Raw genomic sequence first — 26061 nt, 5'->3', positions numbered from 1 at the left:
GCATCATCGAGCACCAGCGCTGCGGGTAACAGCAGAAAAAACTGAAAAATGCGCGTACACCAGATTGGCTATCAGGCGTCAGGCTCCAGCATACCACGCGTTGGGCGTTTGAGACTGAATTGCCAGCCCAGCGCCAGGAAAGTGATGAAGCCGATAATACCGAGCATCATCCAGGGCAGCTCCGGTTGTGCCAGGGCTTTACCCATGTCAAACAGCCAGCCGCCGCCGATATAACCAATGGCGCCGCCGATGGCGAGTCCCAGTCGACTGAAACCCATATAGCTTCCCCGTGCCCGTGCATTCGCCAGCGAGGCGCTCAGGGTTTCACGCGCCGGTTCGGCGATGATTGAGCCAATATAGAACGTGCAAATCAGGGTGAACAACTGCTGCAAATTTCCGACCAGGCCGATGGGCATCATGCTTAAAGACATCACCAGCAGACCGGCCATCAGGCGATGCTCAAGGCGAAAGCGTTTTTCACTCCAGCGGGCAATCGGGTAGAGCAACGTTAAAGAGAGGCACGCCTCGATGGCATACATCCATTTCACAGCGGCCGGTGAGCCAGCGATGTCGTTTACCATTATTGGCAGCATCAGCATCACTTGTACCGCCAGCATGTAATAGCCCGCCAGCGTCAGCACATAAGTGACAAAGCGCTTGTCATGCATCACATGGCTCATTCCTTCGCGCACCGGAATTTTCACCGTCGACAGCTTCCATGCCGGAAGTAGCCAGGCGTTAAACGCCGCGCACAGAACGAACAAAATTGCGCCGGTGGCACACACCAGACGGAAATCGTATTGCAATAACCAACTGCCGAGCAACGCGCCAACCACGGCCCCGGCGCTATCCTGCATCATCAGAATAGAGAAAAAACGCCCGCGCTTTTCCGGACGGATCAGTTTGACCACCAGCGCCGAGCGGGGAGGGTCGAACAACGTGCCGCCCAGCCCGGAAAGAAAGCAGGAAAACCACAGCAGCCACGGTTCATGGGCAATGCCCATGGTGGCGAATCCGGCAGCGCGCATCAGCATGCCGGTGACGATCATCGGTTTTGCCCCGAAACGGTCAGCAATAGCACCGCCGAAGATACCTAAACCTTGCTGGATAAATTGACGTAATCCAAGCGCGATACCGACCATCACGGCGGCCCAGCCCATTTGATCGACGAAACGAATTGAGATCAGCGGGAAAACGACGAAGAAACCCAGCACGACCAGCATGTTATCGATAAGAAGGAAGTATTTACCCAGGTTCCTTGCCTGCGAGACTTGCGACATTTCCCCTCCAGGGAAAAACTCGTCACTCTGGATAGAGTTTAAAAGATAAGCACCTCCTATTCTGCGGTGTCGTCATCGCTTTTCCCACCCTTCGCGGGACAACATTTTTTTATCAAAAGTCCGTCTTGATAGAGAGTTTTCATCAAAATGTGTGAATAATTCAAAAAATGGCATTTTGCTCTTTTCACAGGGCGTATTTGCGCAGGTATAGTAATGCGAATAGCGTATTGAAGACGTTACGGGAAGGAGTAGGTATAGAATGTTTGGCTATCGCAGTAACGTGCCAAAAGTGCGCTTAACCACGGACCGCCTGGTCGTGCGTTTAGTGCATGAGCGTGATGCCTGGCGTCTGGCAGATTATTACGCAGAAAATCGTCATTTCTTAAAGCCCTGGGAGCCTATTCGCGATGAAAGCCACTGTTATCCATCAGGCTGGCAGGCGCGTCTGAGCATGATCTCTGAGTTTCATAAACAGGGCACCGCTTATTACTTTGCGCTGCTCGATCCGGAAGAAAAAGAGATTATTGGCGTCGCGAACTTCTCGAACGTCGTGCGGGGATCTTTCCACGCCTGTTATCTCGGTTACTCCATTGCGCAGAAGTGGCAGGGGCAGGGGTTGATGTATGAAGCCTTAACCTCGGCCATCCGCTATATGCAGCGCACGCAGCATATTCACCGCATTATGGCTAACTACATGCCACATAATAAACGCAGCGGTGACCTACTGGCGCGACTGGGTTTTGAAAAAGAAGGGTATGCCAAAGACTACCTGCTGATTGACGGGCAGTGGCGCGATCACGTGCTGACGGCGTTGACCACATCAGAATGGACCCCCGGCCGCTAAGTTTCAGATGCAGCCATGATTAATGGAGAAGACGATGAAATACGAATTAACCGCCACCGAAGCACGGGTGATTGGCTGTTTATTAGAAAAACAAGTGACTACACCTGAACAGTATCCGCTCTCCGTTAACGGAGTCGTAACCGCCTGCAATCAAAAAACGAATCGTGAACCCGTGATGAACCTGTCGGAATCCGACGTGCAGGATCAGCTTGATAACCTGGTGAAACGGCATTTCCTGCGTACGGTGAGTGGCTTTGGTAATCGCGTCACGAAATATGAGCAGCGTTTTTGCAACTCTGAGTTTGGTAATCTTAAGCTCAGCGCGGGGGAAGTCGCGCTCATTACCACGCTGTTGCTGCGCGGCGCTCAAACACCAGGTGAACTGCGTAGCCGCGCCTCCCGGATGTACGAATTCAGCGACATGGCCGAAGTAGAGTCGACACTGGAGAAACTGGCAACCCGGGAAGATGGTCCTTATGTCGTTCGCCTGGCGCGTGAGCCGGGCAAACGTGAAAGCCGTTATATGCACCTGTTTTGCGGTGACGTTGATGAAGCGATGACAACGGTAGATGAACTTCCGGCAGCTTCGGGCGATCTACAGGCGCGCGTTGAAGCGCTGGAAACAGACGTCGCGGAGCTTAAGCAACGGCTTGATTCCTTGCTGGCGCACCTGGGAGACTGATGTGAATAAATTACGTATCGGCGTTGTCGGGCTCGGCGGGATTGCGCAAAAGGCCTGGCTGCCCGTGCTGGGCGCTAGTGCAGACTGGACGCTGGAAGGGGCGTTTTCACCTTCGCGGGAAAAAGCGCAGCGTATCTGTGATACCTGGCGGATACCCTACGTTGATTCACTGGTTAATCTGGCGCAAACCTGCGATGCGGTTTTCGTCCATTCCAGTACCGCAACGCACTATGCGGTGGTCAGCGAACTGCTGAATGCCGGGGTTCACGTGTGCGTGGATAAACCGCTGGCGGAAAACCTGCGCGAGGCTGAACAATTGGTGGAGCTGGCCGAGCGGAAAAAGCTGACGCTGATGGTGGGGTTTAACCGTCGATTTGCGCCGCTGTATCAGGATCTCAAATCCCAGTTGGGCAATGCGGCGTCCGTACGCATGGATAAGCACCGGACGGACAGCGTCGGGCCGCACGATCTGCGCTTCACTTTGCTGGACGACTATCTGCACGTTGTCGATACCGCATTGTGGCTGGCGGGAGAGAAAGCGCAGTTAAATAACGGTACGCTGTTAACCAATGACTCCGGCGCGATGCTCTATGCGGAGCACCATTTTTCTGCCGGGCAAATGCAGGTAACGACCAGTATGCATCGCCGCGCCGGTAGCCAGCGCGAGAGCGTGCAGGCGGTGACGGATGGTGGCCTGATTGACGTTACGGATATGCGGGAATGGCGGGAAGAGCGCGGGCAAGGTGTGGTGCACAAGCCGGTAGCAGGCTGGCAAACTACCCTGGAGCAGCGTGGTTTTGCCGGATGCGCACGTCATTTCATTGAGTGCGTGCAAAATCAGACGGTTCCCCAGACGGCAGGTGAGCAGGCGCTCCTGGCCCAGCGCGTTGTCGAAAAGCTGTGGCGGGAGGCAATGGCTGAATAATCCCCTGTAACATCTGGCGGTAGTAATTCATTGTAATCCAGGTACTATATGCCAACTCAAAAATAACACCTCTTTTCAACCATAGGCTGGTTTGTCGGCCTGATAAGACGCTACGGCGTCGCCATCAGGCACAGCAAAAGTGCCGGATGGCGGCGATCATGCCTTATCCGACCTACGGGCAGGTTTGTCGGGGTTTTGCCTCAGAGTCTGGAATACAACATAGATGAATTTATTAAAGTCGCTGGCAGCCGTCAGCTCGATGACGATGTTTTCACGTGTGCTGGGTTTTGCGCGTGATGCGATTGTCGCCAGAATCTTTGGCGCAGGGATGGCGACTGATGCCTTTTTTGTGGCGTTCAAACTTCCTAACCTGCTGCGCCGAATCTTTGCTGAGGGCGCTTTTTCGCAGGCGTTTGTGCCTATTCTTGCCGAATATAAAAGTAAGCAGGGTGAGGATGCGACCCGCGTCTTTGTCTCTTACGTTTCCGGGCTGTTGACTCTGGCGCTGGCCGTGGTGACGGTCGCTGGGATGCTGGCTGCCCCGTGGGTGATTTTAGTCACCGCGCCTGGGTTTGCCGACACCGCGGACAAATTTGCGCTGACCACTCAACTGCTACGGATCACCTTTCCGTATATTCTGCTGATCTCGCTGGCTTCGCTGGTGGGTGCGATCCTGAATACCTGGAATCGCTTTTCCATTCCGGCGTTTGCGCCGACCTTTCTGAATATCAGCATGATCGGTTTCGCGCTGTTTGCTGCGCCTTATTTTCACCCTCCGGTGCTGGCGCTGGCGTGGGCCGTTACCGTTGGCGGTGTGCTACAGCTGATTTATCAGCTTCCGCACCTGAAGAAAATTGGCATGCTGGTGCTGCCGCGCGTGAACTTCCGTGATGCGGGGGCGATGCGCGTCGTCAAGCAAATGGGCCCGGCGATCCTTGGGGTATCTGTCAGCCAGATTTCACTGATCATCAATACGATTTTCGCTTCATTTCTGGCCTCTGGCTCAGTGTCATGGATGTATTATGCTGACCGTCTGATGGAGTTTCCGTCTGGCGTACTTGGCGTCGCGTTGGGGACTATCCTGCTGCCCTCGCTGTCCAAAAGTTTTTCCAGCGGTAATCATGATGAGTATTGCCGTCTGATGGACTGGGGCCTGCGTTTGTGTTTTCTGTTGGCATTACCGAGCGCCGTGGCGTTGGGGATTCTGGCCAAACCGCTGACGGTTTCTCTGTTCCAGTACGGTAAATTTACCGCCTTTGACGCAGCGATGACGCAGCGCGCGCTGGTGGCATATTCGGTAGGTTTGATTGGCTTGATCGTGGTGAAAGTGTTGGCCCCTGGTTTTTATTCGCGCCAGGATATTAAAACGCCAGTCAAGATTGCCATTGTCACGCTGATTATGACCCAGGTAATGAACCTGGCGTTTATTGGGCCGCTGAAACATGCCGGGCTGTCGCTGTCGATTGGTCTGGCGGCGTGTCTGAACGCTTCACTGCTGTACTGGCAACTGCGTAAACAGAAAATTTTTACCCCACAACCGGGTTGGGCCTGGTTCCTGGCGCGACTGGTGATTTCTGTGCTGGTGATGTCGGCGGCGCTGGTTGGGATGCTCTACATCATGCCGGACTGGTCGCAGGGAACGATGTTATGGCGTCTGCTGCGTCTGATGGCCGTTGTGGTGGCAGGTATTGCTGCTTACTTCGCTGCGCTCGCGGTGCTGGGCTTTAAAGTGAAAGAGTTTGTGCGCCGGACGGCGTAACCGATTAATGCCGGATGGCGGCATGACGCCGTATCCGGCCTACAAAACGCGTAGGCCTGATAAGCAAAACGTTATCAGGCTAGCATCAGATAGAGAATTTTTTCCCGCCGCGGTGCGCAGCAGAGGTTTGACCGTTTGCGCCATACAGCGCCGGTTCCTGGTGCGGTTTCAGCACTTGAATCGCTTGTTGATTGCGCTCGATCTGCCCTTCCAGCAGCCAACCGTTGTGCTGGTTGAGTTCGCGTAGGTCCTGTGTTTTCCGGGTAATGGTCTGCCAACGCTCGGCAATTTCATCATTGGCGCTGCGCGTGGCGTCATGCTCCAGACGGCGCTGCTGCTCCAGATAATCAAGGGTTGCCAGCAAAGAGCTTTTTTCTTCTGTAATACGCTGTAGCTGGCTGCCGTTAATATATCCTGCGGAAAGCTGCTGCTGTTCAGCATCCATTACCGTTTTCAGGTCATTGAGGACGGTCGTCATCTGGTCAAGTATTTCTGACAAACGAGTCATACTTTATTTACTCTGTAAGTAGCTCTGCGCCTCGCGGATCAGCGAGTCGGCAATTTTTCCGGTGTCCATTTTCAGCTCGCCATTACGGATTGCGGTTTTGAGTGCTTCCACGCGTTCCATATTGATGTCATTGGTGCCGGGCTGCATCAGTTTGGCCTGGGCGTCGCTCAGCATGACGCTGGTGCTGGTGGTGGCGGTGGTTTTTTCCTTCCGCGTTTTTTGTACCGGCGCATCGCTGGTTTCACGTGGCTGAACGGTACTTACTGGCTTCAATGGTGAGGTACGATCAATGCTCATTTTGTTTATCCTCATCGAGGGGTTACGCTATAGCGGCCCGCTGTAATCATTGGTTGTTTATCTATCGGCACACGCTAAAAAATCTTTAACCTATTATAGGTTAATAAGAATATTCCCATCAGAATCGACGACACCGCTCACCACCTGGCCTGAAATCATCCGTACTCGGGCATTCTGGGCGACGGCGGCATTGTTCAGCGCTTTACCTTCGGCATTCACCCGAAAGCCATCTCCGTTGGCGATAACCAGGACGCGCTGACCGGCCTTGATTCGCCATGCCTGGCGCAACATGGAAAGCTGTATCGGCTGACCTGGCACCAGATCGCGCAAGCTTACGGCATCCTGCACCTGATTCATATCCAGCACGGCGCGCGGAGGGAGTTGGTCCAGTCGACCTCGTTTTAGCGTTACGCTGGCCGAAGTCAGGGCGCTACCCCGAGCGACGGGCGCGGCGGCAACAACGTAGTTTCCCGTGGCCTGCACGTTCACCTGCAGATAACGTTTCTCGTTGGCGCAGCGCGCCAGCACGTTCACATTACCCCACAATTTTGCACTCCCGGACACGCTTAATGCTGGTTGTTCGCAGCTCGGCAATAAGTTTGGCGACGTTCGGATAGTAACGACGACCTCATCGCTAAATCCGGCCAGACGCTGGGAGAACCATGCCGTCAACTGTGAATTCAGGTCTTGCGCCAGCGTCATAGGACTGAACAGCAGTGCTGCCACGACGACTCCACGTTTAAACGTTTGCATCAAAACCTCGCGCTTTTTCAGGTAGTGACAGGATTCTACCTGTGTGACGCAGTCATCAACGCAACAAATAGCGACGCATTTTGCGTTTATTCCGGCGATAACGCGCGCGTAATGGGATTTAAGCTGTCGGCTGAATTTTGTCATTTGCGGAGGAGATATGCTCGATAAGCTCGACGCCGCCTTACGTTTTCAACAGGAAGCGCTGAATTTGCGCGCCCAACGCCAGGAAGTATTGGCGGCCAACATAGCCAATGCCGACACGCCGGGGTATCAGGCGCGCGACCTGGATTTCGCCAGTGAATTAAAAAAAGTCATGGTGCGGGGACGGGAAGAAACCGGCGGTGTCTCGTTGACGCTGACCTCTGCACAACACATTCCGGCCCAGACCGTTTCCGCTCCTTCTACGGAACTGCTCTACCGCATTCCTGATCAGCCGTCTCTCGATGGCAACACGGTAGATATGGACCGGGAGCGTACGCAATTTGCAGACAACAGCCTCAAGTATCAAATGGGGCTGACCGCGTTGGGTGGACAAATCAAAGGCATGATGAACGTGCTGCAAGGAGGGAACTAATTCGTGGCGCTGTTAAATATTTTTGATATCGCAGGCTCTGCGCTGACGGCTCAGTCTAAGCGCCTGAACGTGGCAGCCAGCAACATGGCGAATGCGGATAGCGTCACCGGACCTGACGGTCAGCCCTATCGCGCGAAGCAGGTTGTTTTTCAGGTTGATGCCGCGCCAGGTGCGGCAACCGGTGGCGTAAAAGTCGCTGACGTCATTGAAAGCCAGGCGCCGGATAAGCTGGTTTATGAACCCGGTAATCCGCTGGCCGATGCGAACGGTTACGTAAAAATGCCGAATGTGGACGTCGTCGGCGAAATGGTCAACACCATGTCAGCCTCGCGTAGCTACCAGGCAAACGTTGAAGTGCTCAATACGGTGAAAAGCTTGATGCTCAAAACGCTGACGCTAGGCCAGTAAAAGGAGGCGCACATGTCTATTGCTGTAAAAATGAATGACCCGAGCACGACGGGTGTGAATGACGCAACGGGGAAGAGTTCGCTGACGGGCAGCAACGCCGCGGACCTGCAAAGCAGCTTCCTTACGCTGCTGGTGGCACAGCTGAAAAACCAGGATCCAACCAACCCGCTGCAAAACAACGAACTGACCACCCAGTTGGCGCAAATCAGTACCGTGAGTGGAATTGAGAAACTGAACACCACGCTGGGATCGATCTCCGGGCAGATCGACAACAGTCAGTCGCTGCAGGCCAGTACGCTGATTGGCCACGGTGTCATGATCCCAGGTACCACCATCCTGACCGGTAAAGGTACGGAAGAGGGCGCAAAAACCACCACTACGCCGTTTGGCGTTGAACTGCAGCAACCGGCAGATAAGGTTACCGCAACCATTACCGATAAAGACGGCAAGGTGGTACGCACCATTGATATTGGTGGGTTGAAAGCGGGCGTTCATACCTTTACCTGGGACGGCACCATGACCGATGGCACGGATGCGCCAAGCGGTTCTTACAACGTGTCAATTGCTGCCAGTAATGGCGGAACACAACTGGTGGCTCAGCCGCTTCAGTTTGCGCTGGTGCAGGGCGTTATTCGCAGTAACGGCGGTAATACGCTGGATCTGGGCACCTATGGAACCACCACCCTCGACGAAGTACGGCAGATCATTTAAGCCTTCACACTTATCAGGAGTAAGTCATGGCCTTTTCACAAGCGGTCAGCGGTCTGAACGCTGCAGCGACCAACCTCGATGTCATTGGTAACAACATCGCCAACTCCGCCACCTACGGTTTTAAATCCGGTACGGCCTCGTTTGCCGATATGTTCGCCGGTTCTAAAGTGGGTCTGGGCGTTAAAGTTGCGGGCATTACCCAGGACTTTACCGACGGTACCACGACCAACACCGGTCGCGGGCTGGATGTCGCTATCAGCCAGAACGGTTTTTTCCGCATGGTAGACAGCAACGGTTCCGTTTTCTACAGCCGTAACGGTCAGTTCAAGCTCGATGAAAACCGCAATATCGTCAACATGCAGGGGCTACAGCTGACGGGCTATCCGGCTACCGGTACACCGCCAACGATACAGCAAGGTGCTAACCCGGCGCCGATCACTATCCCGAATACGCTGATGGCGGCTAAAACCACCACGACTGCGTCAATGCAGATCAACCTGAACTCCACTGACAAGGTGCCAACGAAGACCCCGTTTAATCCCAGCGATGCGGATTCCTACAACAAAAAAGGCACCGTTACCGTTTTCGATAGCCAGGGTAACGCCCATGACATGAATATTTTTTATGTCAAAAATGCGCAGAGCAACACCTGGGAAGTTCACACACAGGATGCTTCAACCGGAGCCGCTGCAAAATCAGCAGGGTTTATGCGCTTTAATGAAAATGGTGTGTTCTTAGGGATTAGCGCCACAGCCGCCGAGGCGGTACCAACGCCTCCTACCGTCTGGCCAAAGGAAATCAACATCACAACCGGGCAGATTAACGGTGCTGATGCGGCAAATTTCTCCCTGAGCTTCCTGAACTCCATGCAGCAGAACACTGGCGCCAACAACATCGTTGCCACGAATCAGAATGGCTATAAGCCGGGCGACCTGGTGAGCTACCAGATTAACAATGACGGTACTGTGGTCGGTAACTACTCCAACGAACAGCAACAGGTTCTGGGGCAGATCGTGCTGGCAAACTTTGCCAACAACGAAGGTCTGGCTTCTCAGGGTGACAACGTCTGGGCAGCTACTCAGTCTTCCGGCGTGGCGCTGCTGGGTACCGCAGGCGAGGGTAACTTCGGCAAGCTGACCAACGGCGCGCTGGAAGCATCAAACGTGGATTTGAGTAAAGAACTGGTGAATATGATCGTCGCCCAGCGTAACTATCAGTCGAACGCGCAGACCATCAAAACCCAGGACCAGATCCTCAACACGCTGGTCAACCTGCGCTAAGCGCCTGACGGGATGGCTTAATGGATCACGCAATTTATACCGCCATGGGCGCGGCCAGTCAGACGCTGAATCAACAAGCGGTGACGGCCAGCAACCTGGCAAACGCCTCAACGCCGGGTTTTCGTGCGCAGCTCAATGCGCTGCGCGCGGTTCCCGTTGAAGGATTGTCTTTACCGACGCGTACGCTGGTGGTGGCCTCCACGCCGGGGGCCGATATGACGCCGGGTCAGATGGACTATACCTCACGTCCGCTGGACGTGGCGCTGCAACAGGATGGCTGGTTGGCTGTGCAGACCGCGAACGGTAGCGAAGGATATACCCGAAATGGCGCCATTCAGGTAAGCCCTACGGGGGAACTGACCATTCAGGGACACCCGGTGATTGGCGAAGCCGGACCAATAGCCGTACCGGAAGGTTCAGAAGTCACCATTGCGGCAGACGGCACGATCTCGGCGCTCAACCCTGGCGATCCGGCTAACACCGTTGCGCCAGTTGGGCGACTGAAACTGGTGAAGGCCACGGGGAGTGAAGTGCAACGTGGCGATGACGGTATGTTCCGTCTGACCCAGGCCGCGCAGGCTACCCGTGGCGCTACGTTACAGGCTGACCCCAGCATTCGCGTTATGTCGGGTGTGCTGGAAGGCAGTAACGTTAAGCCGGTAGCCGCGATGAGTGACATGATCGCCAACGCCCGTCGTTTCGAAATGCAAATGAAGATTATCAGTAGCGTGGATGATAACGCGGGTCGCGCCAACCAACTGCTGTCGATGAGTTAATACAGGACATTTTATGATCAGTTCATTGTGGATCGCCAAAACCGGCCTGGATGCGCAGCAAACCAACATGGATGTGATTGCCAACAACCTGGCAAACGTCAGCACCAACGGATTTAAGCGTCAACGTGCCGTTTTTGAAGATCTGTTGTACCAGACGATTCGCCAGCCTGGCGCACAGTCTTCTGAACAAACCACACTGCCGTCTGGTTTGCAGATTGGTACCGGTGTGCGCCCGGTCGCGACTGAGCGTTTACACAGCCAGGGGAACCTGTCGCAGACCAACAACAGTAAAGATGTGGCGATTAAAGGGCAGGGCTTTTTCCAGGTCATGCTGCCTGATGGCACGTCCGCCTACACCCGTGACGGTTCTTTCCAGGTGGATCAGAACGGTCAACTGGTGACTGCGGGTGGTTTTCAGGTTCAGCCGGCTATCACCATCCCGGCTAACTCGCTCAGTATCACCATTGGACGCGACGGTATCGTCAGCGTAACCCAGCAGGGCCAGGCAGCACCGGTTCAGGTTGGGCAGCTTAACCTGACTACTTTTATGAACGATACCGGTCTGGAAAGCATTGGTGAGAATCTGTACACCGAAACGCAGTCATCCGGTGCGCCGAATGAGAGCACTCCGGGGCTGAACGGCGCGGGTCTGCTGTACCAGGGTTATGTTGAAACCTCTAACGTCAACGTGGCGGAAGAGCTGGTAAACATGATCCAGGTGCAGCGCGCTTACGAAATCAACAGTAAAGCGGTATCGACCACCGATCAGATGCTGCAAAAACTGACGCAACTCTAAAGTGTGGCCCGGTGGGGTGAAAGCCTCACCGGCACACTGATTTTGAAGATGACCGCAATGCGAAAATACGCGCTTCACCCATACCCAATTTTAGCCCTGTTGGTGGTTTCACTGACAGGATGCGCCTGGATCCCGGCCACGCCCCTCGTGCAGGGCGCAACGTCTGCCCAGCCTGTTCCAGGCCCGACGCCGGTGGCGAATGGATCAATCTTCCAGTCGGCCCAACCGATTAACTACGGTTATCAGCCGTTATTCGAAGACCGCCGTCCGCGCAATATTGGCGATACGTTGACCATCGTATTGCAGGAAAACGTCAGCGCGAGCAAAAGTTCTTCGGCTAATGCCAGCCGCGACGGCAAAACCAACTTTGGTTTTGATACCGTACCGCGTTATTTGCAAGGACTGTTTGGCAACGAGCGTGCTGACGTAGAAGCTTCAGGCGGTAACACCTTTAACGGTAAAGGCGGCGCGAACGCCAGCAATACCTTCAGCGGTACCCTGACCGTAACGGTCGATCAGGTACTGGTGAATGGTAACTTACATGTTGTGGGTGAAAAACAGCTCGCCATTAATCAGGGCACTGAATTCATTCGCTTCTCCGGGGTCGTTAACCCGCGCACCATCAGTGGCAGCAACTCCGTACCGTCAACTCAGGTTGCGGACGCACGTATTGAGTATGTCGGCAACGGCTACATCAATGAAGCGCAGAATATGGGCTGGTTGCAGCGTTTCTTCCTTAACTTGTCGCCGATGTAAGCGAGGTAGCCAGTGTTTAAATCTTTAGTTGGAATGGTACTGGTGCTGATAACCACCTTTGCGCATGCCGACCGTATTCGTGACCTGACCAGCGTTCAGGGCGTGCGGGAAAACTCGTTGATCGGTTATGGGCTGGTGGTCGGTTTGGATGGCACGGGTGACCAGACCACCCAGACGCCGTTTACTACGCAAACGCTCAACAACATGCTTTCGCAGTTGGGAATTACCGTGCCAACCGGCACCAATATGCAGTTGAAAAACGTGGCGGCGGTGATGGTGACCGCGCAATTCCCGGCCTTTGGTCGTCAGGGGCAAACCATTGACGTGGTGGTCTCTTCCATGGGGAACGCCAAAAGCCTGCGCGGCGGAACGTTGCTGATGACCCCGCTGAAAGGGGTCGATAGCCAGGTATATGCGCTGGCGCAGGGGAATATTCTGGTAGGCGGTGCAGGCGCGGCTGCGGGTGGCAGCAGCGTGCAGGTAAACCAGCTCAATGGCGGACGTATTACCAACGGCGCGACCATCGAACGTGAATTACCCAGCCAGTTCGGCGGCGGTAACACCATTAATCTGCAGCTCAATAATGAAGATTTCACTATGGCGCAGCAGATAACCGACACCATTAACCGTTCGCGCGGCTTTGGTAGCGCCACTGCGCTGGACGCCCGGACGATTCAGGTACGCGTGCCAAGCGGCAACAGCTCGCAGGTGCGTTTCCTTGCTGACATCCAGAATATGGAGGTGAACGTCACGCCGCAGGATGCGAAAGTGATTATCAACTCGCGCACCGGATCCGTCGTTATGAACCGTGAAGTCACGCTGGATAGCTGTGCCGTCGCGCAAGGCAACTTGTCGATTACGGTAAACCGCCAGGCGAACGTCAGCCAGCCGGATACACCGTTTGGCGGTGGACAGACCGTGGTGACACCTCAAACCCAGATCGATCTGCGCCAGAGCGGCGGTTCGCTGCAAAGCGTGCGTTCCAGCGCCAACCTGAACAATGTTGTGCGTGCGCTTAATGCGCTAGGGGCAACGCCGATGGATCTGATGTCCATTCTGCAATCGATGCAGAGCGCGGGATGCTTACGCGCCAAACTGGAAATCATCTAATGATTGGTGACAGCAAACTGCTGACCAGTGCCGCCTGGGATGCGCAATCACTGAACGAACTGAAAGCGAAAGCGGGTCAGGACCCGGCGGCGAATATCCGCCCGGTTGCCCGTCAGGTTGAAGGGATGTTCGTACAAATGATGCTGAAAAGTATGCGTGAAGCACTGCCGAAAGATGGTGTTTTTAGCAGTGATTCGACACGTTTGTATACCAGCATGTATGACCAACAAATTGCGCAGCAGATGACAGCAGGTAAAGGTCTGGGACTGGCTGAAATGATGGTTAAGCAGATGACTGAAGGGCAGGCGCAACCCGCAGACGATGCGCCGCAGGTGCCAATGAAGTTCTCCCTGGAAACGGTGACCAGCTATCAAAACCAGGCGCTGACGCAACTGGTCCGTAAAGCCATTCCCCGGGCGACGGAAAGCAATGATGAGCCGCTGTCAGGTGACAGCAAAGACTTCCTCGCCCAGCTATCGCTGCCGGCTAAGCTGGCAAGTCAGCAAAGCGGGGTTCCGCATCATCTGATTCTGGCGCAGGCGGCGCTGGAGTCCGGATGGGGCCAGCGACAAATCCGCCGTGAGAACGGTGAACCGAGCTTTAACATTTTTGGCGTGAAGGCTTCGGGAAGCTGGAAAGGCCCAACCACCGAAATCACCACCACCGAATATGAAAACGGCGAGGCGAAAAAGGTGAAAGCCCGATTCCGCGTCTATAGCTCTTACCTTGAGGCACTGTCGGATTATGTCGGTCTGATATCGCGTAACCCGCGCTATGCGGCGGTAACCGCCGCTGCTACCGCCGAGCAGGGGGCACAGGCTTTGCAGAATGCTGGTTACGCGACTGACCCTAACTATGCGCGTAAATTAACCAGCATGATCCAGCAGTTGAAATCGATGAGCGAAAAAGTGAGCAAAACCTACAGTACGAATATCGATAATCTCTTTTAAATAGCTCAAGTCTACCAACCTGCTGCCGATAATAACGAGTATTGAAGGATTACAAGGAACCTCCATGTCCAGCTTGATTAATAACGCGATGAGTGGACTCGCCGCAGCGCAGGCCGCGTTGAATTCTGCCAGTAATAACATCTCCAGCTATAACGTTGCCGGATACACCCGTCAAACGACAATTATGGCACAAGCGAACAGCACGCTGGGTGCGGGGGGCTGGGTTGGCAATGGCGTCTATGTTTCTGGCGTACAGCGCGAGTATGACTCCTTTATCACGAATCAGTTACGTGCCGCGCAGAACCAAAGCAGCGGCCTGACAACGCGCTATGAACAAATGTCGAAAATCGACAATCTGCTCTCCAGCAAAACCAGTTCCATTTCGACCTCAATGCAGGACTTTTTTACCAGCCTGCAAACCCTTGTCAGTAACGCGGAAGACCCGGCGGCGCGCCAGGCGCTGATCGGTAAAGCTGATGGTTTAGTCAACCAGTTCAGAACAACCGACCAGTATCTGCGCGATCAAGACAAGCAGGTTAATACTGCGATCAAGGCCAGCGTTGACCAGATCAACAACTATTCAAAACAGATTGCCAGCCTCAACGATCAGATTTCCCGTCTGACCGGCGTCGGCGCGGGCGCATCGCCTAACGATTTACTCGACCAGCGCGACCAACTGGTCAGTGAACTAAACCAGATTGTTGGTGTTGAAGTCAGCGTTCAGGACGGCGGGACTTACAACATAACCATGGCGAACGGCTATTCACTGGTGCAGGGCAGCAATGCACGACAGCTGGCGGCTGTGCCCTCCAGTGACGATCCCAATCGTACCACAGTGGCCTACGTCGACGGGGTTGCCGGCGAGGTTGAAATTCCCGAAAAACTGTTGAATACCGGTTCACTGGGCGGGCTGTTGACCTTCCGTTCTCAAGAGCTTGACCAGACGCGTAACACGCTGGGCCAACTGGCGTTGGCGTTTGCCGATGCGTTTAACACCCAGCATAAAGAGGGTTTTGACGCGAACGGCGATCAGGGTAAGGATTTCTTTGCTATCGGTAGCCCGGCAGTATTCAACAACGCTAAAAATACAGGAACAGGATCGTTAAGCGCGAAGATTACCGACAGCTCTGCTGTACAGGCGACCGATTATAAAATCGTTTATGACGGGACGGACTGGCAGGTTACTCGCCTGGCGGATAATACCAGCTTCAAAGCTACCGTTACCGGTGGGAAGATGTCCTTTGACGGGATGGAAATCACCGTAAATACTGGCGCAAAAGCAAATGACAGCTTCACAGTGAAACCTGTCAGTAACGCCGTTGTTGATATGAAAGTCATGGTGACCGATGAGTCGAAAATCGCCATGGCCCAGGTCTCAAAAAATGATCCGGACCCGGATATTGATAAGGGAAAAAGCGATAACCGTAACGGTCAGAAACTGCTGGATCTGCAGACCAAAGCTACCGTGGGTAATAAGACCTTCAACGATGCATATGCCACGCTGGTAAGCGATGTCGGGAACAAAACCGCGACGCTGAAAACCAGCGCCATTACCCAGAACAACGTGGTAACGCAGCTTTATAAGCAGCAGCAGTCTATTTCCGGCGTCAACCTCGACGAAGAATACGGTAACTTACAGCGCTACCAACAGTATTACCTGGCTAACGCGCAAGTGCTGCAAACTGCAAATGCGCTGTTTGATGCACTGATTAATATTCGCTAAGGGAGAGGGACACAATGCGTATCAGCACCCAGATGATGTACCAGCAGAATATGCGTGGCATCACTAACTCTCAGGCTGAATGGATGAAGTTCGGCGAGCAGATGTCAACGGGCAAACGTGTGATTAACCCATCTGACGATCCGATCGCCGCCTCGCAGGCCGTGGTGCTTTCTCAAGCACAGGCGCAGAACAGCCAATATACGCTGGCGCGTTCATTTGCGACGCAAAAAGTATCGCTGGAAGAGAACGTACTGAGTCAGGTAACGACGGCAATTCAGACCGCGCAGGAAAAAATTGTCTATGCTGCGAATGGCACGTTAAGCGATGACGACCGTGCATCGCTGGCCACCGACCTGCAGGGGATCCGCGATCAACTGATGAACCTGGCGAACAGCACCGACGGTAATGGACGCTATATTTTTGGCGGATATAAAACAGAATCTGCACCATTTGCTCAGGCAGATGGCGCTTACAGTGGCGGTACAACAAATGTGACCCAGCAGGTCGATGCCTCCCGTACCATGGTTATTGGTCATACTGGCGATAAAGTATTTGTTAATCTGACCAGTAATGCCGTACCGGAACCAGGCGGCGGTACTCAGGAAAAGAACCTGTTCAAAATGCTGGATACCGCTATTGATGCGCTCAAAACCCCTATTGAGGGCAATGACGCGGCAAAAGCTACCGCCGCTGCAGCCATTGATAAAACCAGTCGTGGCCTGAAAAATTCATTGAATAACGTGCTTTCTGTTCGTGCAGAATTAGGGACTCAGCTCAGCGAGTTAAGTTCACTGGATTCACTGGGCGCCGATCGCGCATTGGGCCAGACTCAGCAGATGAGCAATCTGGTGGATGTTGACTGGAACGCAGCGATTTCGTCCTACGTGATGCAGCAGGCCGCACTGCAGGCATCGTACAAAACGTTTACCGATATGCAGGGAATGTCGCTATTTCAACTGAACCGGTAACACCTTTTTGAACATATCATGAAACTGGATATGTTTGTCTGCCCGCTCCTTTAACACCCCGGAGCGGGCATTTTTTTAGGCCACTGTTATTTTCTCAGCGACAGATTCCCCGTTAATCTTATTTCCCACGCAATCGCACCGCTAAAGATTGCCAGCGTAACCACGCCTTCTCAGTTTGCCAGTGCGTAGAGCAGAGATAAAAAAAAGCCGACCCGAAGGTCGGCTTTGATGTTGATTATGACTTACTCAATGGGCTGCGGGCGCGTTGCTGGCGCAGTCGCCTGGTGCGTGGCGCTGTGTCCACCTGCGGCACCTTTACCTTCAAAGGCGAATTCCGGGCGTTGCCAGTCACTATGACGCGGCGCTTCAGGCACATACTCTGGTGCCGGAGCACGGGTCATCGGGGCGGCCGCGTGGCTGTGAAGATGTTCTGCGTCAATGCGGGTTGCGACAACTTCAGCCTTAGCGACTGTGTCTTCGACGACAGGTGCGGCAACAACCTCTTGCGGCGCGGCAACTTCTTCAGCCACTGGCGCTGTTTCCACAACCTCGGCAATCTCTTCAGCCACTTCAGGCTGAGAAATAACAACCTCCGCAGATTCTTCGACAACCGGCGCAGCCACAATTTCAGCGACAGGTTCGGCTTTCGCCGCGGTATCCTCAGCAACAGGCGCGTCAGATTCAGCGATAATTTGCGGTTGTTCCTCGACCGGAGTAGCGATGACTTCCGGATGCGTGGTTTCAACGACGGTAGCCTGAGGTTCAGCAATGACCACCTCTGGCTGTACGGTTTCAACCGACGCAGGGGCGTTCACAATATGCTCAACGGCAGCTGCAGCAACCTGAGGCTCTACGGCGACAGGTGCAGTTTGCCCCTGAACCGTTTCCTGCTCGCGCTGCTCTGCAACCTGCTGATCCTGAGGACGAGCAACAGGGTAGCGGATCCAGACTTTACCGGACGCTAATTCTGGAGATGCGCAGGCAACCGTTAACGGCATCGGCGACTGAACCGGGTAACGCTCGTCACGATAGCGACGACGGCGTTGTCCACTGACGCGCAGATGGCGAGGTGAGCGACGGGAACGACGCGGCATACCATTAGAGTCACGCGCTTCGCTGTTGTCTTCCTGCTCAGTCGCAACGACGGCAGGTAGATCAACTTTCGCCAGTTCAGTACGCTGTGCCGGTACGGGCTGTTCAGTTGGCTGAGTGACAGCCGTTTCAGTGACCACCTCGGCAGTCGCGACTTCGGCTTCAACAGCCGGGCTGTCTGTGTAACGAACTTTCTGAGTCAGCTGACGCTGTTTACGGCGAGTCTGAGGCTGACGAACGCGCTCTTCCTGCTCGGTATCCTGCGCAGGTTGTTCTGCCAGATTCAGCTCTTTAACTTCCTGCTGCGCCTGACGCTTATCATCGTTGCGACGGCGGTTGCGCTCGCGACGCGGAGCCTGCTGGTCATCACCGGATTTCGCTTTGTCGGCGACGTCAGTAGACTGCTGGCGGTTATCGCGCGCTTCCGCATTTTGCTGCTGCGACTGACGGCGGTTACGGCGGTTATCTTCACGGTTTTCACCGCTTTCTGAACGCTCGTTACGGTTATCACGCTCGCCACGGTTGTCGCGATTATCACGACGATCGTTACGGTCGCGACGATTGTTCTGACGCGGTTTACGACGATCCTGCTGGCGATCGGTTTTCTCTTCAGCTTTCGGCGCAGGTTGTTCAACCGGTTTCACTTCTTCGCTACCGCTGAAGATGGACTTCAGTGCGCTGAAGAAACGGCTAATCAAACCTGGCTGCGCGGCGACGGCCGCGGTCGCTGCTGCGGCTTTAGGCGCGGCGGCCTTCGCAGTAGGTTCCTGCAAAGCAGGGGCTGGCGGCACCTCTGGCATTGCAAAGGTGGCTAATGCCGGCTGCTCTGGCTGTTTACGCTCGACGAACTCTTCTTCCATCGGCAATGCCATCGCTTCTTCATGCAGTTTTGGCAGCAGGTAGCTCAGGGTTGGTGTTTCTTCCCCTTTGCGTACGCGCAGCACGGAGTAATGCGGAGTTTCCATCTGATCGTTTGGCACAATCACACAGCGCACGCCATTCTGACGTGTCTCGATAGCATTTACCGCGGTACGTTTTTCGTTGAGCAGGTAGGATGCGATCGGCACAGGAACAATAGCGTGAACTTCCTGCGTATTTTCTTTCAGCGCTTCTTCTTCGATCAGACGCAGAATAGACAGCGACAGTGATTCGTTATCACGTACGGTACCCGTGCCGGAGCAGCGTGGGCATACGTGATGGCTGGATTCACCCAGCGACGGGCTCAGACGCTGGCGGGACATCTCCAGCAGGCCGAAGCGAGAAATATGGCTGATCTGAATACGCGCTCTGTCCTGACGCACGGCTTCACGCAGACGGTTTTCAACCGCACGCTGGTGACGAACCGGCGTCATATCAATGAAGTCGATTACGATCAGGCCGCCGAGGTCACGCAGACGCAACTGACGAGCAATTTCATCGGCTGCTTCAAGGTTGGTGTTGAACGCAGTTTCTTCGATGTCGCCGCCGCGGGTCGCGCGTGCGGAGTTGATATCGATAGCGGTCAGCGCTTCTGTGCTGTCGATAACGATTGAGCCGCCGGACGGCAGACGCACTTCGCGCTGGAACGCGGACTCAATTTGAGATTCGATTTGATAGTGGCTGAACAGCGGAATTTCACCGGTGTACAGTTTGATTTTGCTGCTGAAATCCGGACGACCCAGCGCGGCGATGTGCTGACGCGCCATCTCCATAACTTTCGGGTTGTCGATGAGGATTTCGCCGATGTCCTGACGTAAATAGTCACGGAATGCGCGAACGATAACGTTGCTTTCCTGATGGATCAGGAACGGAGCAGGGCGGCTGTCAGCGGCTTTTTGAATCGCTTCCCAGTGCTTCAGGCGGAAACTCAGGTCCCACTGCAGCGCTTCGGCAGATTTGCCGACACCTGCGGTACGCACGATAAGCCCCATGCCATCAGGCAGTTCCAGGCTTGCCAGCGCTTCTTTTAATTCGGTACGGTCGTCGCCTTCAATGCGACGGGAGATGCCGCCCGCGCGCGGGTTGTTCGGCATCAGAACCAGATAACTACCTGCCAGGCTGATAAAGGTGGTCAGCGCAGCGCCTTTATTGCCGCGTTCTTCTTTATCGATCTGAACAATGACTTCCTGACCTTCGCGCAACACGTCTTTAATGTTGGGACGACCATGGGAGTTGTAGCTAGCGGGGAAGTATTCGCGGGCAATTTCTTTTAACGGGAGGAAACCGTGACGTTCAGCGCCGTAATCAACAAAAGCAGCTTCCAGACTCGGTTCAATACGGGTAATTTTGCCTTTATAGATGTTGGCTTTTTTCTGTTCGTGTCCAGGACTTTCGATATCCAGATCGTACAGACGCTGCCCATCTACAAGGGCGACACGCAACTCTTCCTGCTGAGTCGCGTTAATTAACATTCTTTTCATCGTAACTTACTCATTATTCTTACATTGACGACTAAGCTGCGGGCAGAGTAATGCCTTTCCGGGTGTGAACCGATGGCCTCGTGTCTATTCGCGTCGCCAACCTCACGGTTATCGTCAGCTCAAAGAGGCGCAGAGTGTCGGTTGCCTGTATTTCATACGGAAACACAGCGCAATTATCAGGGGAACAGTCTGGGTGTTACTCTCCAGAGAAGCTTCCATCGTGCTTATCGTCTTTCACGCTGTGGGTGCGTTGGCTTCATCTTCTTACCCCAACCACTTACAGGAGTAAGCACCTGGGGTTCCCAGACTTGCCGCCTTCCTACAACGCGAAATCTATAGAGCACTTACCGGTAAGGACTGCAACCCGCAGCCCGCTAACTGCCTGAAAGATCAATACGTCTTACGCCATTGCTGCGTTGATGATCGGTCGGGCAAAATTGGGTCATTCCGGAAAAGGTCTTGTTTTAACAAGATTCAACACGGAAACAACCTCATTATTCCACTGCTAACCTTGTTATAGCAAGATGACTTTTGCCATTTATCACCCGGTTACTCACAGTTTTTTCACTTCCGCGTAGTGATTGCTTTAATAACCACCAAATCGGCTATGTCAAACTTAAGTAATAAGGTATAGCAGTTAATATAAGCATAGAAAAATGTGTGGCGCGAATCTTGATGGCTATTTAAAATCGGCCCCCATGAAAACAGAGACTCCAGCCGTAAAAACAGTTGCCATTACTGCCGACGAAGCAGGGCAACGCATCGACAACTTTTTGCGCACCCAGCTCAAGGGTGTGCCGAAAAGTATGATTTATCGCATTTTGCGTAAAGGCGAAGTGCGGGTGAACAAAAAACGCATTAAACCCGAGTACAAACTCGAAGACGGGGACATTGTGCGTATTCCACCTGTACGTGTCGCTGAACGTGAAGAAGAGGCCATTTCACCGAATTTGCAGAAGGTCGCGGCGCTGACCGATGTCATTTTATATGAAGATGACCACATTCTGGTGCTTAACAAGCCTTCAGGTACGGCCGTGCATGGTGGAAGCGGATTAAGCTTTGGCGTCATTGAAGGCTTACGTGCGCTGCGCCCGGAAGCGCGTTTCCTTGAGCTGGTGCATCGCCTCGACCGGGATACCTCCGGCGTGCTGCTGGTGGCCAAAAAACGATCTGCCTTGCGTTCGTTGCATGAACAACTGCGTGAAAAAGGCATGCAGAAAGACTACCTCGCGTTGGTACGCGGCCAGTGGCAGTCCCATGTCAAAACCGTGCAGGCCCCGCTGTTAAAGAACATTCTGCAAAGCGGCGAGCGTATCGTGCGGGTGAATCAGGAAGGCAAACCATCGGAAACACGCTTTAAAGTGGAAGAGCGTTACGCGTTCGCTACGCTTGTGCGCTGCAGTCCCGTGACTGGACGAACGCACCAGATTCGCGTGCATACGCAATATGCCGGACATCCGATTGCCTTTGACGACCGCTATGGCGATCGTGAGTTCGATAAGCAACTGGCGGATACCGGGCTGAGCAGGCTCTTTTTGCACGCCGCAGCGTTGAAATTTACTCATCCTGGGACGGGTGAAGTAATGCGTATTGAAGCACCAATGGATAAGCAGTTGAAGCGCTGCCTCGAGGTGTTACGCAGTAAAGGCTGATGCGCATTGATATTATCGCGCATTACCTGTAGACCTGATGGCGTTGTGCCTATCAGGCCTACAGGATTAGGCCTAAACAGCCGTCAACCCGTCAGGCTTTTAACGGGTTCATATCTTCTCGTCGCAGCATTTGACACAGTGCGATTAGCGGTAAACCGATTAAAGTATTTGGGTCACGACCTTCCAGGCGCTCAAAAAGTGCAATGCCCAATCCTTCGCTTTTAAAACTACCGGCACAATGCAGCGGGCGCTCTTTGCGCACGTAATCTTCAATTTCCGTTTCGCTTAAATGACGAAAATGCACGTCGAACGGTTCAACTTCAGTTTGTAAATGTCCGGTCGCAGAATTATACAGCGCCAGTCCGGTATAAAACGTCACAATATTGCCACGGGCTTTGAGTAACTGCTGGCGTGCATTTTCTTCTGTTAACGGTTTGCCGGTTATTTCACCATCGAGAACACAAATTTGATCGGAACCAATAATAAGGTGCGATGGATATCGGTGGGCGAGAGATTGCGCTTTTTTCTGCGCCAGTCGCAAGACTAGGTGCCGGGGGGCTTCGCCCGGTAACGGCGTTTCATCAACCTCTGGTGCTGCGCATTCGAACGGGATTGCCAGTTTTTCTAGTAAAGCGCGACGCCAGGGAGAGGTAGAAGCAAGAATAAGTTGAGGCATATTTTTTCCCTCGCATATAGCGTATTGATGAGAGCCATTTTAAACTATGGACTTCGTCCTACAAGCTGGCTGTAATGGCTTGTGTTGAGCGATTTTAAGTCGATGACCCGCAATGTGTGCGAATTATTGGCAAAAGGCAACCACAGGCTGCCTTTTTCTTTGACTATATGACGTTACAAAGTTAATATGCGCGCCCTATGCAAAAGGTAAAATTACCCCTGACTCTTGATCCGGTTCGTACGGCTCAGAAACGCCTCGATTATGAAGGTATCTATACTTCTGATCTGGTTGAGCGTGTCGCCGATTCTGTAGTCAGTGTGGACAGTGATGTGGAATGCTCCATGTCGTTCGCTATCGATAACCAGCGCCTTGCCGTTATAACCGGTGATGCAAAGGTGTCGGTTACGCTCGAATGTCAGCGTTGCGGGAAACCGTTCCCACTTCATGTTCACACAACATATTGTTTTAGTCCTGTCCGTTCTGACGAGCAGGCTGAAGCACTCCCGGAAGCGTATGAGCCGATTGAGGTTAACGAATTCGGTGAAATCGATCTGCTTGCAATGGTTGAAGATGAGATTATCCTCTCCTTGCCGGTAGTTCCGGTGCATGATTCTGAACACTGTGAAGTGTCCGAGGCGGACATGGTCTTTGGCGAATTGCCTGATGAAGCGCAAAAACCAAACCCATTTGCCGTATTAGCCAGCTTAAAGCGTAAGTAATTGAGGAGTAAGGTCCATGGCCGTACAACAGAATAAACCAACCCGTTCCAAACGTGGCATGCGTCGTTCTCATGACGCTCTGACCGCAGTCACCAGCCTGTCTGTAGACAAAACTTCTGGTGAACAACACCTGCGTCACCACATCACTGCCGACGGTTTTTACCGTGGCCGTAAGGTAATCGCTAAGTAATCACGCATGACTCAATGGCTTTCCCGCTACGGTGAGAAAGACAAAGAGTACACGCGTGATGAAGCTTAGTGAGGCTTTCCCCGGGTAACTGGGGAAACACCTAACCGGGCAGCGACGATACCTTGACACGTCTAACCCTGGCGTTAGATGTCATGGGGGGTGATTTTGGCCCTACCGTGACAGTGCCTGCAGCATTGCAGGCACTGAATTCTAATTCGCAACTCACACTTCTTTTAGTCGGGGATCCCGATACAATCACGCCATTACTTGCCAAAGCTGACTTCGAACAACGTTCACGTCTGCAGATTATCCCTGCTCAGTCAGTTATTGCCAGTGATGCCCGGCCCTCGCAAGCTATTCGCGCCAGTCGTGGAAGCTCAATGCGCGTTGCCCTGGAGCTCGTGAAAGAAGGACGAGCGGAAGCCTGTGTGAGCGCCGGTAATACAGGCGCGCTAATGGGACTTGCGAAGTTATTGCTCAAACCCCTTGAGGGGATTGAGCGTCCTGCGCTGGTGACGGTTTTACCCCATCAGCAAAAGGGTAAAACGGTGGTGCTGGATTTGGGTGCCAACGTGGATTGTGATAGCACGATGTTGGTGCAATTTGCCGTCATGGGTTCCGTGCTGGCAGAAGAGGTGGTTGGAATTGCCAATCCCCGTGTTGCGTTGCTCAATATCGGTGAAGAAGAAACCAAGGGTCTCGACAGTATTCGGGATGCTTCTGCAGTGCTAAAAACAATCCCTTCTATCAATTATATCGGCTATCTTGAAGCCAATGAGTTACTGACTGGCAAAACTGATGTGTTGGTCTGTGACGGCTTTACAGGTAATGTCACATTAAAGACGATGGAAGGTGTTGTCAGAATGTTCCTTTCACTGCTGAAGTCTCAGGGTGAGGGCAAAAAACGGTCGTGGTGGCTGCTGTTATTAAAACGTTGGTTACAAAAAAGCCTGACAAGGCGATTTAGTCACCTCAACCCCGACCAGTATAATGGCGCCTGTCTGTTAGGATTGCGCGGCACGGTGATTAAGAGTCATGGTGCGGCCAATCAGCGAGCATTTGAAGTCGCGATTGAACAGGCAGTGCAGGCGGTGCAGCGACAAGTTCCTCAGCGAATTGCCGCTCGCCTGGAATCTGTATACCCAGCTGGATTCGAACTGCTGGACGGTGGCGAAAACGCAAACTCGCGAGCACACAGATAACCGTGCGTTTGTGAATGCTGCCAACGTATCAGCGATTTGCTCGTGGCGGTATATAACCAAAAAGTGACTGAGCGTACATGTATACGAAGATTATTGGTACTGGCAGCTATCTGCCTGAACAAGTGCGTACTAACGCCGATTTGGAAAAAATGGTTGAGACATCTGATGAGTGGATCGTCACTCGCACAGGTATCCGTGAACGCCATATTGCAGCGCCAAATGAAACAGTTGCGACGATGGGCTTTGCCGCCGCAAACCGTGCAATTGAAATGGCAGGCATCGACAAAGAACAAATTGGTCTGATTGTGGTTGCCACCACATCATCCACACACGCATTTCCAAGTGCGGCATGCCAGATCCAAAGTATGCTGGGGATCAAAGGCTGTCCGGCGTTTGACGTTGCAGCCGCTTGTGCCGGTTTCACCTACGCCCTGAGCGTTGCCGACCAGTACGTTAAGTCTGGCGCAGTGAAGCATGCTCTGGTGGTTGGCTCAGATGTCCTCGCTCGTACCTGTGATCCAACCGATCGCGGGACGATCATTATTTTCGGCGATGGCGCAGGTGCGGTTGTACTGAGCGCATCAGAAGAGCCCGGCATTCTCTCTACGCATCTGCACGCTGATGGTCGCTATGGCGAACTGTTGACGCTGCCTAATGCCGATCGCGTGAACCCGGAAAACCCGATTCACCTGACGATGGCGGGTAACGAAGTATTTAAAGTCGCGGTGACCGAGCTTGCACATATCGTTGATGAAACGCTGGAAGCAAATAATCTCGATCGTTCTGCACTGGACTGGCTGGTGCCGCATCAGGCAAACCTCCGCATTATTAGCGCAACCGCGAAAAAGCTGGGTATGTCGATGGATAATGTTGTCGTGACGCTCGACAGACATGGCAATACCTCCGCGGCCTCCGTACCGTGCGCGCTGGACGAAGCCGTCCGCGACGGGCGTATTAAAGCCGGGCAGTTGATATTGCTTGAAGCCTTTGGGGGTGGATTCACCTGGGGCTCTGCGCTGATTCGTTTCTAG

26 protein-coding genes are annotated in these 26061 nt (G+C 53.6%); 20 read left to right on the top strand and 6 right to left on the bottom strand.

Going from position 1 to position 26061, the window contains the following annotated elements:
- Positions 1–71: 71 nt before the first annotated feature.
- Positions 72–1280, bottom strand: coding sequence for a multidrug efflux MFS transporter MdtH (gene mdtH / locus HV037_RS15260; RefSeq protein ID WP_016156184.1), 1209 nt, complete (start codon positions 1278–1280; stop codon positions 72–74).
- A 259-nt stretch (positions 1281–1539) separates the two neighbouring features.
- Between mdtH and rimJ the strand changes: the two genes are divergently transcribed.
- The 4 genes from rimJ (at position 1540) to murJ (ending at position 5490) form a co-directional block, all read left to right on the top strand.
- On the top strand, positions 1540–2124 hold the full coding sequence (rimJ, locus tag HV037_RS15255; protein WP_006685101.1) for a ribosomal protein S5-alanine N-acetyltransferase: 585 nt from the start codon (positions 1540–1542) through the stop codon (positions 2122–2124).
- A 34-nt stretch (positions 2125–2158) separates the two neighbouring features.
- Entirely contained in the window at positions 2159–2806 is a 648-nt protein-coding gene (locus tag HV037_RS15250) for a YceH family protein (RefSeq protein ID WP_049040969.1), read from the top strand.
- A gap of 1 nt (position 2807) precedes the next feature.
- Positions 2808–3731: a Gfo/Idh/MocA family oxidoreductase gene (locus tag HV037_RS15245; RefSeq protein ID WP_047415318.1), complete on the top strand. Its 924-nt coding sequence runs from the start codon at positions 2808–2810 to the stop codon at positions 3729–3731.
- Between the two features lie 223 nt (positions 3732–3954).
- Positions 3955–5490, top strand: coding sequence for a murein biosynthesis integral membrane protein MurJ (gene murJ / locus HV037_RS15240; protein WP_016152622.1), 1536 nt, complete (start codon positions 3955–3957; stop codon positions 5488–5490).
- Positions 5491–5575: 85 nt separating this feature from the next.
- Here the strand turns inward: murJ and flgN are convergent, their stop codons facing one another.
- The 3 genes from flgN to flgA form a co-directional block, all read right to left on the bottom strand.
- Positions 5576–5998: a flagella biosynthesis chaperone FlgN gene (gene flgN, locus HV037_RS15235; RefSeq protein ID WP_016152623.1), complete on the bottom strand. Its 423-nt coding sequence runs from the start codon at positions 5996–5998 to the stop codon at positions 5576–5578.
- A 3-nt stretch (positions 5999–6001) separates the two neighbouring features.
- Positions 6002–6295: a flagellar biosynthesis anti-sigma factor FlgM gene (flgM, locus tag HV037_RS15230; RefSeq protein WP_016152624.1), complete on the bottom strand. Its 294-nt coding sequence runs from the start codon at positions 6293–6295 to the stop codon at positions 6002–6004.
- Between the two features lie 93 nt (positions 6296–6388).
- Complete coding sequence (gene flgA, locus HV037_RS15225) at positions 6389–7048, bottom strand: flagellar basal body P-ring formation chaperone FlgA (RefSeq protein WP_016156187.1); 660 nt, start codon at positions 7046–7048, stop codon at positions 6389–6391.
- A 157-nt stretch (positions 7049–7205) separates the two neighbouring features.
- Between flgA and flgB the strand changes: the two genes are divergently transcribed.
- The 11 genes from flgB to flgL all read left to right on the top strand — a co-directional run bounded on the left by flgB (position 7206) and on the right by flgL (position 17100).
- Positions 7206–7622, top strand: a complete 417-nt coding sequence (gene flgB / locus HV037_RS15220; RefSeq protein WP_016152626.1) for a flagellar basal body rod protein FlgB — start codon at positions 7206–7208, stop codon at positions 7620–7622.
- Positions 7623–7625: 3 nt separating this feature from the next.
- Positions 7626–8030 (top strand): flagellar basal body rod protein FlgC, encoded by a 405-nt coding sequence (gene flgC, locus HV037_RS15215; protein WP_006685091.1) that lies wholly within the window; start codon positions 7626–7628, stop codon positions 8028–8030.
- A gap of 12 nt (positions 8031–8042) precedes the next feature.
- Positions 8043–8741: a flagellar hook assembly protein FlgD gene (gene flgD / locus HV037_RS15210; RefSeq protein WP_016152627.1), complete on the top strand. Its 699-nt coding sequence runs from the start codon at positions 8043–8045 to the stop codon at positions 8739–8741.
- A 26-nt stretch (positions 8742–8767) separates the two neighbouring features.
- On the top strand, positions 8768–10021 hold the full coding sequence (gene flgE / locus HV037_RS15205) for a flagellar hook protein FlgE (RefSeq protein ID WP_016152628.1): 1254 nt from the start codon (positions 8768–8770) through the stop codon (positions 10019–10021).
- A 20-nt stretch (positions 10022–10041) separates the two neighbouring features.
- Positions 10042–10797 (top strand): flagellar basal body rod protein FlgF, encoded by a 756-nt coding sequence (locus HV037_RS15200; RefSeq protein ID WP_103283708.1) that lies wholly within the window; start codon positions 10042–10044, stop codon positions 10795–10797.
- 13 nt (positions 10798–10810) lie between these two features.
- Entirely contained in the window at positions 10811–11593 is a 783-nt protein-coding gene (gene flgG, locus HV037_RS15195) for a flagellar basal-body rod protein FlgG (protein ID WP_003036202.1), read from the top strand.
- Positions 11594–11650: 57 nt separating this feature from the next.
- Positions 11651–12349, top strand: coding sequence for a flagellar basal body L-ring protein FlgH (gene flgH, locus HV037_RS15190; RefSeq protein WP_181500111.1), 699 nt, complete (start codon positions 11651–11653; stop codon positions 12347–12349).
- A gap of 33 nt (positions 12350–12382) precedes the next feature.
- Positions 12383–13459 (top strand): flagellar basal body P-ring protein FlgI, encoded by a 1077-nt coding sequence (locus HV037_RS15185; protein WP_019076467.1) that lies wholly within the window; start codon positions 12383–12385, stop codon positions 13457–13459.
- A complete protein-coding gene (gene flgJ / locus HV037_RS15180) occupies positions 13459–14409 on the top strand; it encodes a flagellar assembly peptidoglycan hydrolase FlgJ (RefSeq protein WP_016152632.1) in 951 nt (316 codons plus the stop codon). The genes HV037_RS15185 and flgJ overlap by 1 nt, the downstream gene beginning before the upstream one ends.
- A 64-nt stretch (positions 14410–14473) precedes the next feature.
- A complete protein-coding gene (gene flgK, locus HV037_RS15175) occupies positions 14474–16132 on the top strand; it encodes a flagellar hook-associated protein FlgK (RefSeq protein WP_016152633.1) in 1659 nt (552 codons plus the stop codon).
- Between the two features lie 14 nt (positions 16133–16146).
- On the top strand, positions 16147–17100 hold the full coding sequence (flgL, locus tag HV037_RS15170; RefSeq protein WP_094761485.1) for a flagellar hook-associated protein FlgL: 954 nt from the start codon (positions 16147–16149) through the stop codon (positions 17098–17100).
- 242 nt (positions 17101–17342) lie between these two features.
- Here the strand turns inward: flgL and rne are convergent, their stop codons facing one another.
- A complete protein-coding gene (rne, locus tag HV037_RS15165; protein WP_103283709.1) occupies positions 17343–20591 on the bottom strand; it encodes a ribonuclease E in 3249 nt (1082 codons plus the stop codon).
- 698 nt (positions 20592–21289) lie between these two features.
- Between rne and rluC the strand changes: the two genes are divergently transcribed.
- Entirely contained in the window at positions 21290–22243 is a 954-nt protein-coding gene (rluC, locus tag HV037_RS15160) for a 23S rRNA pseudouridine(955/2504/2580) synthase RluC (RefSeq protein ID WP_049259723.1), read from the top strand.
- 91 nt (positions 22244–22334) lie between these two features.
- Here the strand turns inward: rluC and HV037_RS15155 are convergent, their stop codons facing one another.
- The gene (locus HV037_RS15155; RefSeq protein WP_016152637.1) at positions 22335–22919 is read right to left on the bottom strand and encodes a nucleoside triphosphate pyrophosphatase; all 585 of its coding nucleotides are present in this window, start codon (positions 22917–22919) and stop codon (positions 22335–22337) included.
- Positions 22920–23116: 197 nt separating this feature from the next.
- Between HV037_RS15155 and yceD the strand changes: the two genes are divergently transcribed.
- The 4 genes from yceD to fabH all read left to right on the top strand — a co-directional run bounded on the left by yceD (position 23117) and on the right by fabH (position 26061).
- Positions 23117–23638: a 23S rRNA accumulation protein YceD gene (yceD, locus tag HV037_RS15150; RefSeq protein ID WP_003036239.1), complete on the top strand. Its 522-nt coding sequence runs from the start codon at positions 23117–23119 to the stop codon at positions 23636–23638.
- A 16-nt stretch (positions 23639–23654) separates the two neighbouring features.
- Entirely contained in the window at positions 23655–23828 is a 174-nt protein-coding gene (rpmF, locus tag HV037_RS15145) for a 50S ribosomal protein L32 (protein WP_003036242.1), read from the top strand.
- A 122-nt stretch (positions 23829–23950) separates the two neighbouring features.
- Positions 23951–25030 carry a phosphate acyltransferase PlsX gene (gene plsX / locus HV037_RS15140; RefSeq protein ID WP_071601761.1) on the top strand — a complete coding sequence of 360 codons (1080 nt, stop codon included), beginning with the start codon at positions 23951–23953 and terminating at the stop codon, positions 25028–25030.
- A 77-nt stretch (positions 25031–25107) separates the two neighbouring features.
- Positions 25108–26061, top strand: coding sequence for a beta-ketoacyl-ACP synthase III (gene fabH, locus HV037_RS15135; RefSeq protein WP_016152639.1), 954 nt, complete (start codon positions 25108–25110; stop codon positions 26059–26061).

This window comes from Citrobacter sp. RHBSTW-00017, from assembly GCF_013797615.1.
GTDB classification, from domain to species: domain Bacteria; phylum Pseudomonadota; class Gammaproteobacteria; order Enterobacterales; family Enterobacteriaceae; genus Citrobacter; species Citrobacter braakii.
This window is presented reverse-complemented; position numbering and strand designations above follow the sequence as displayed.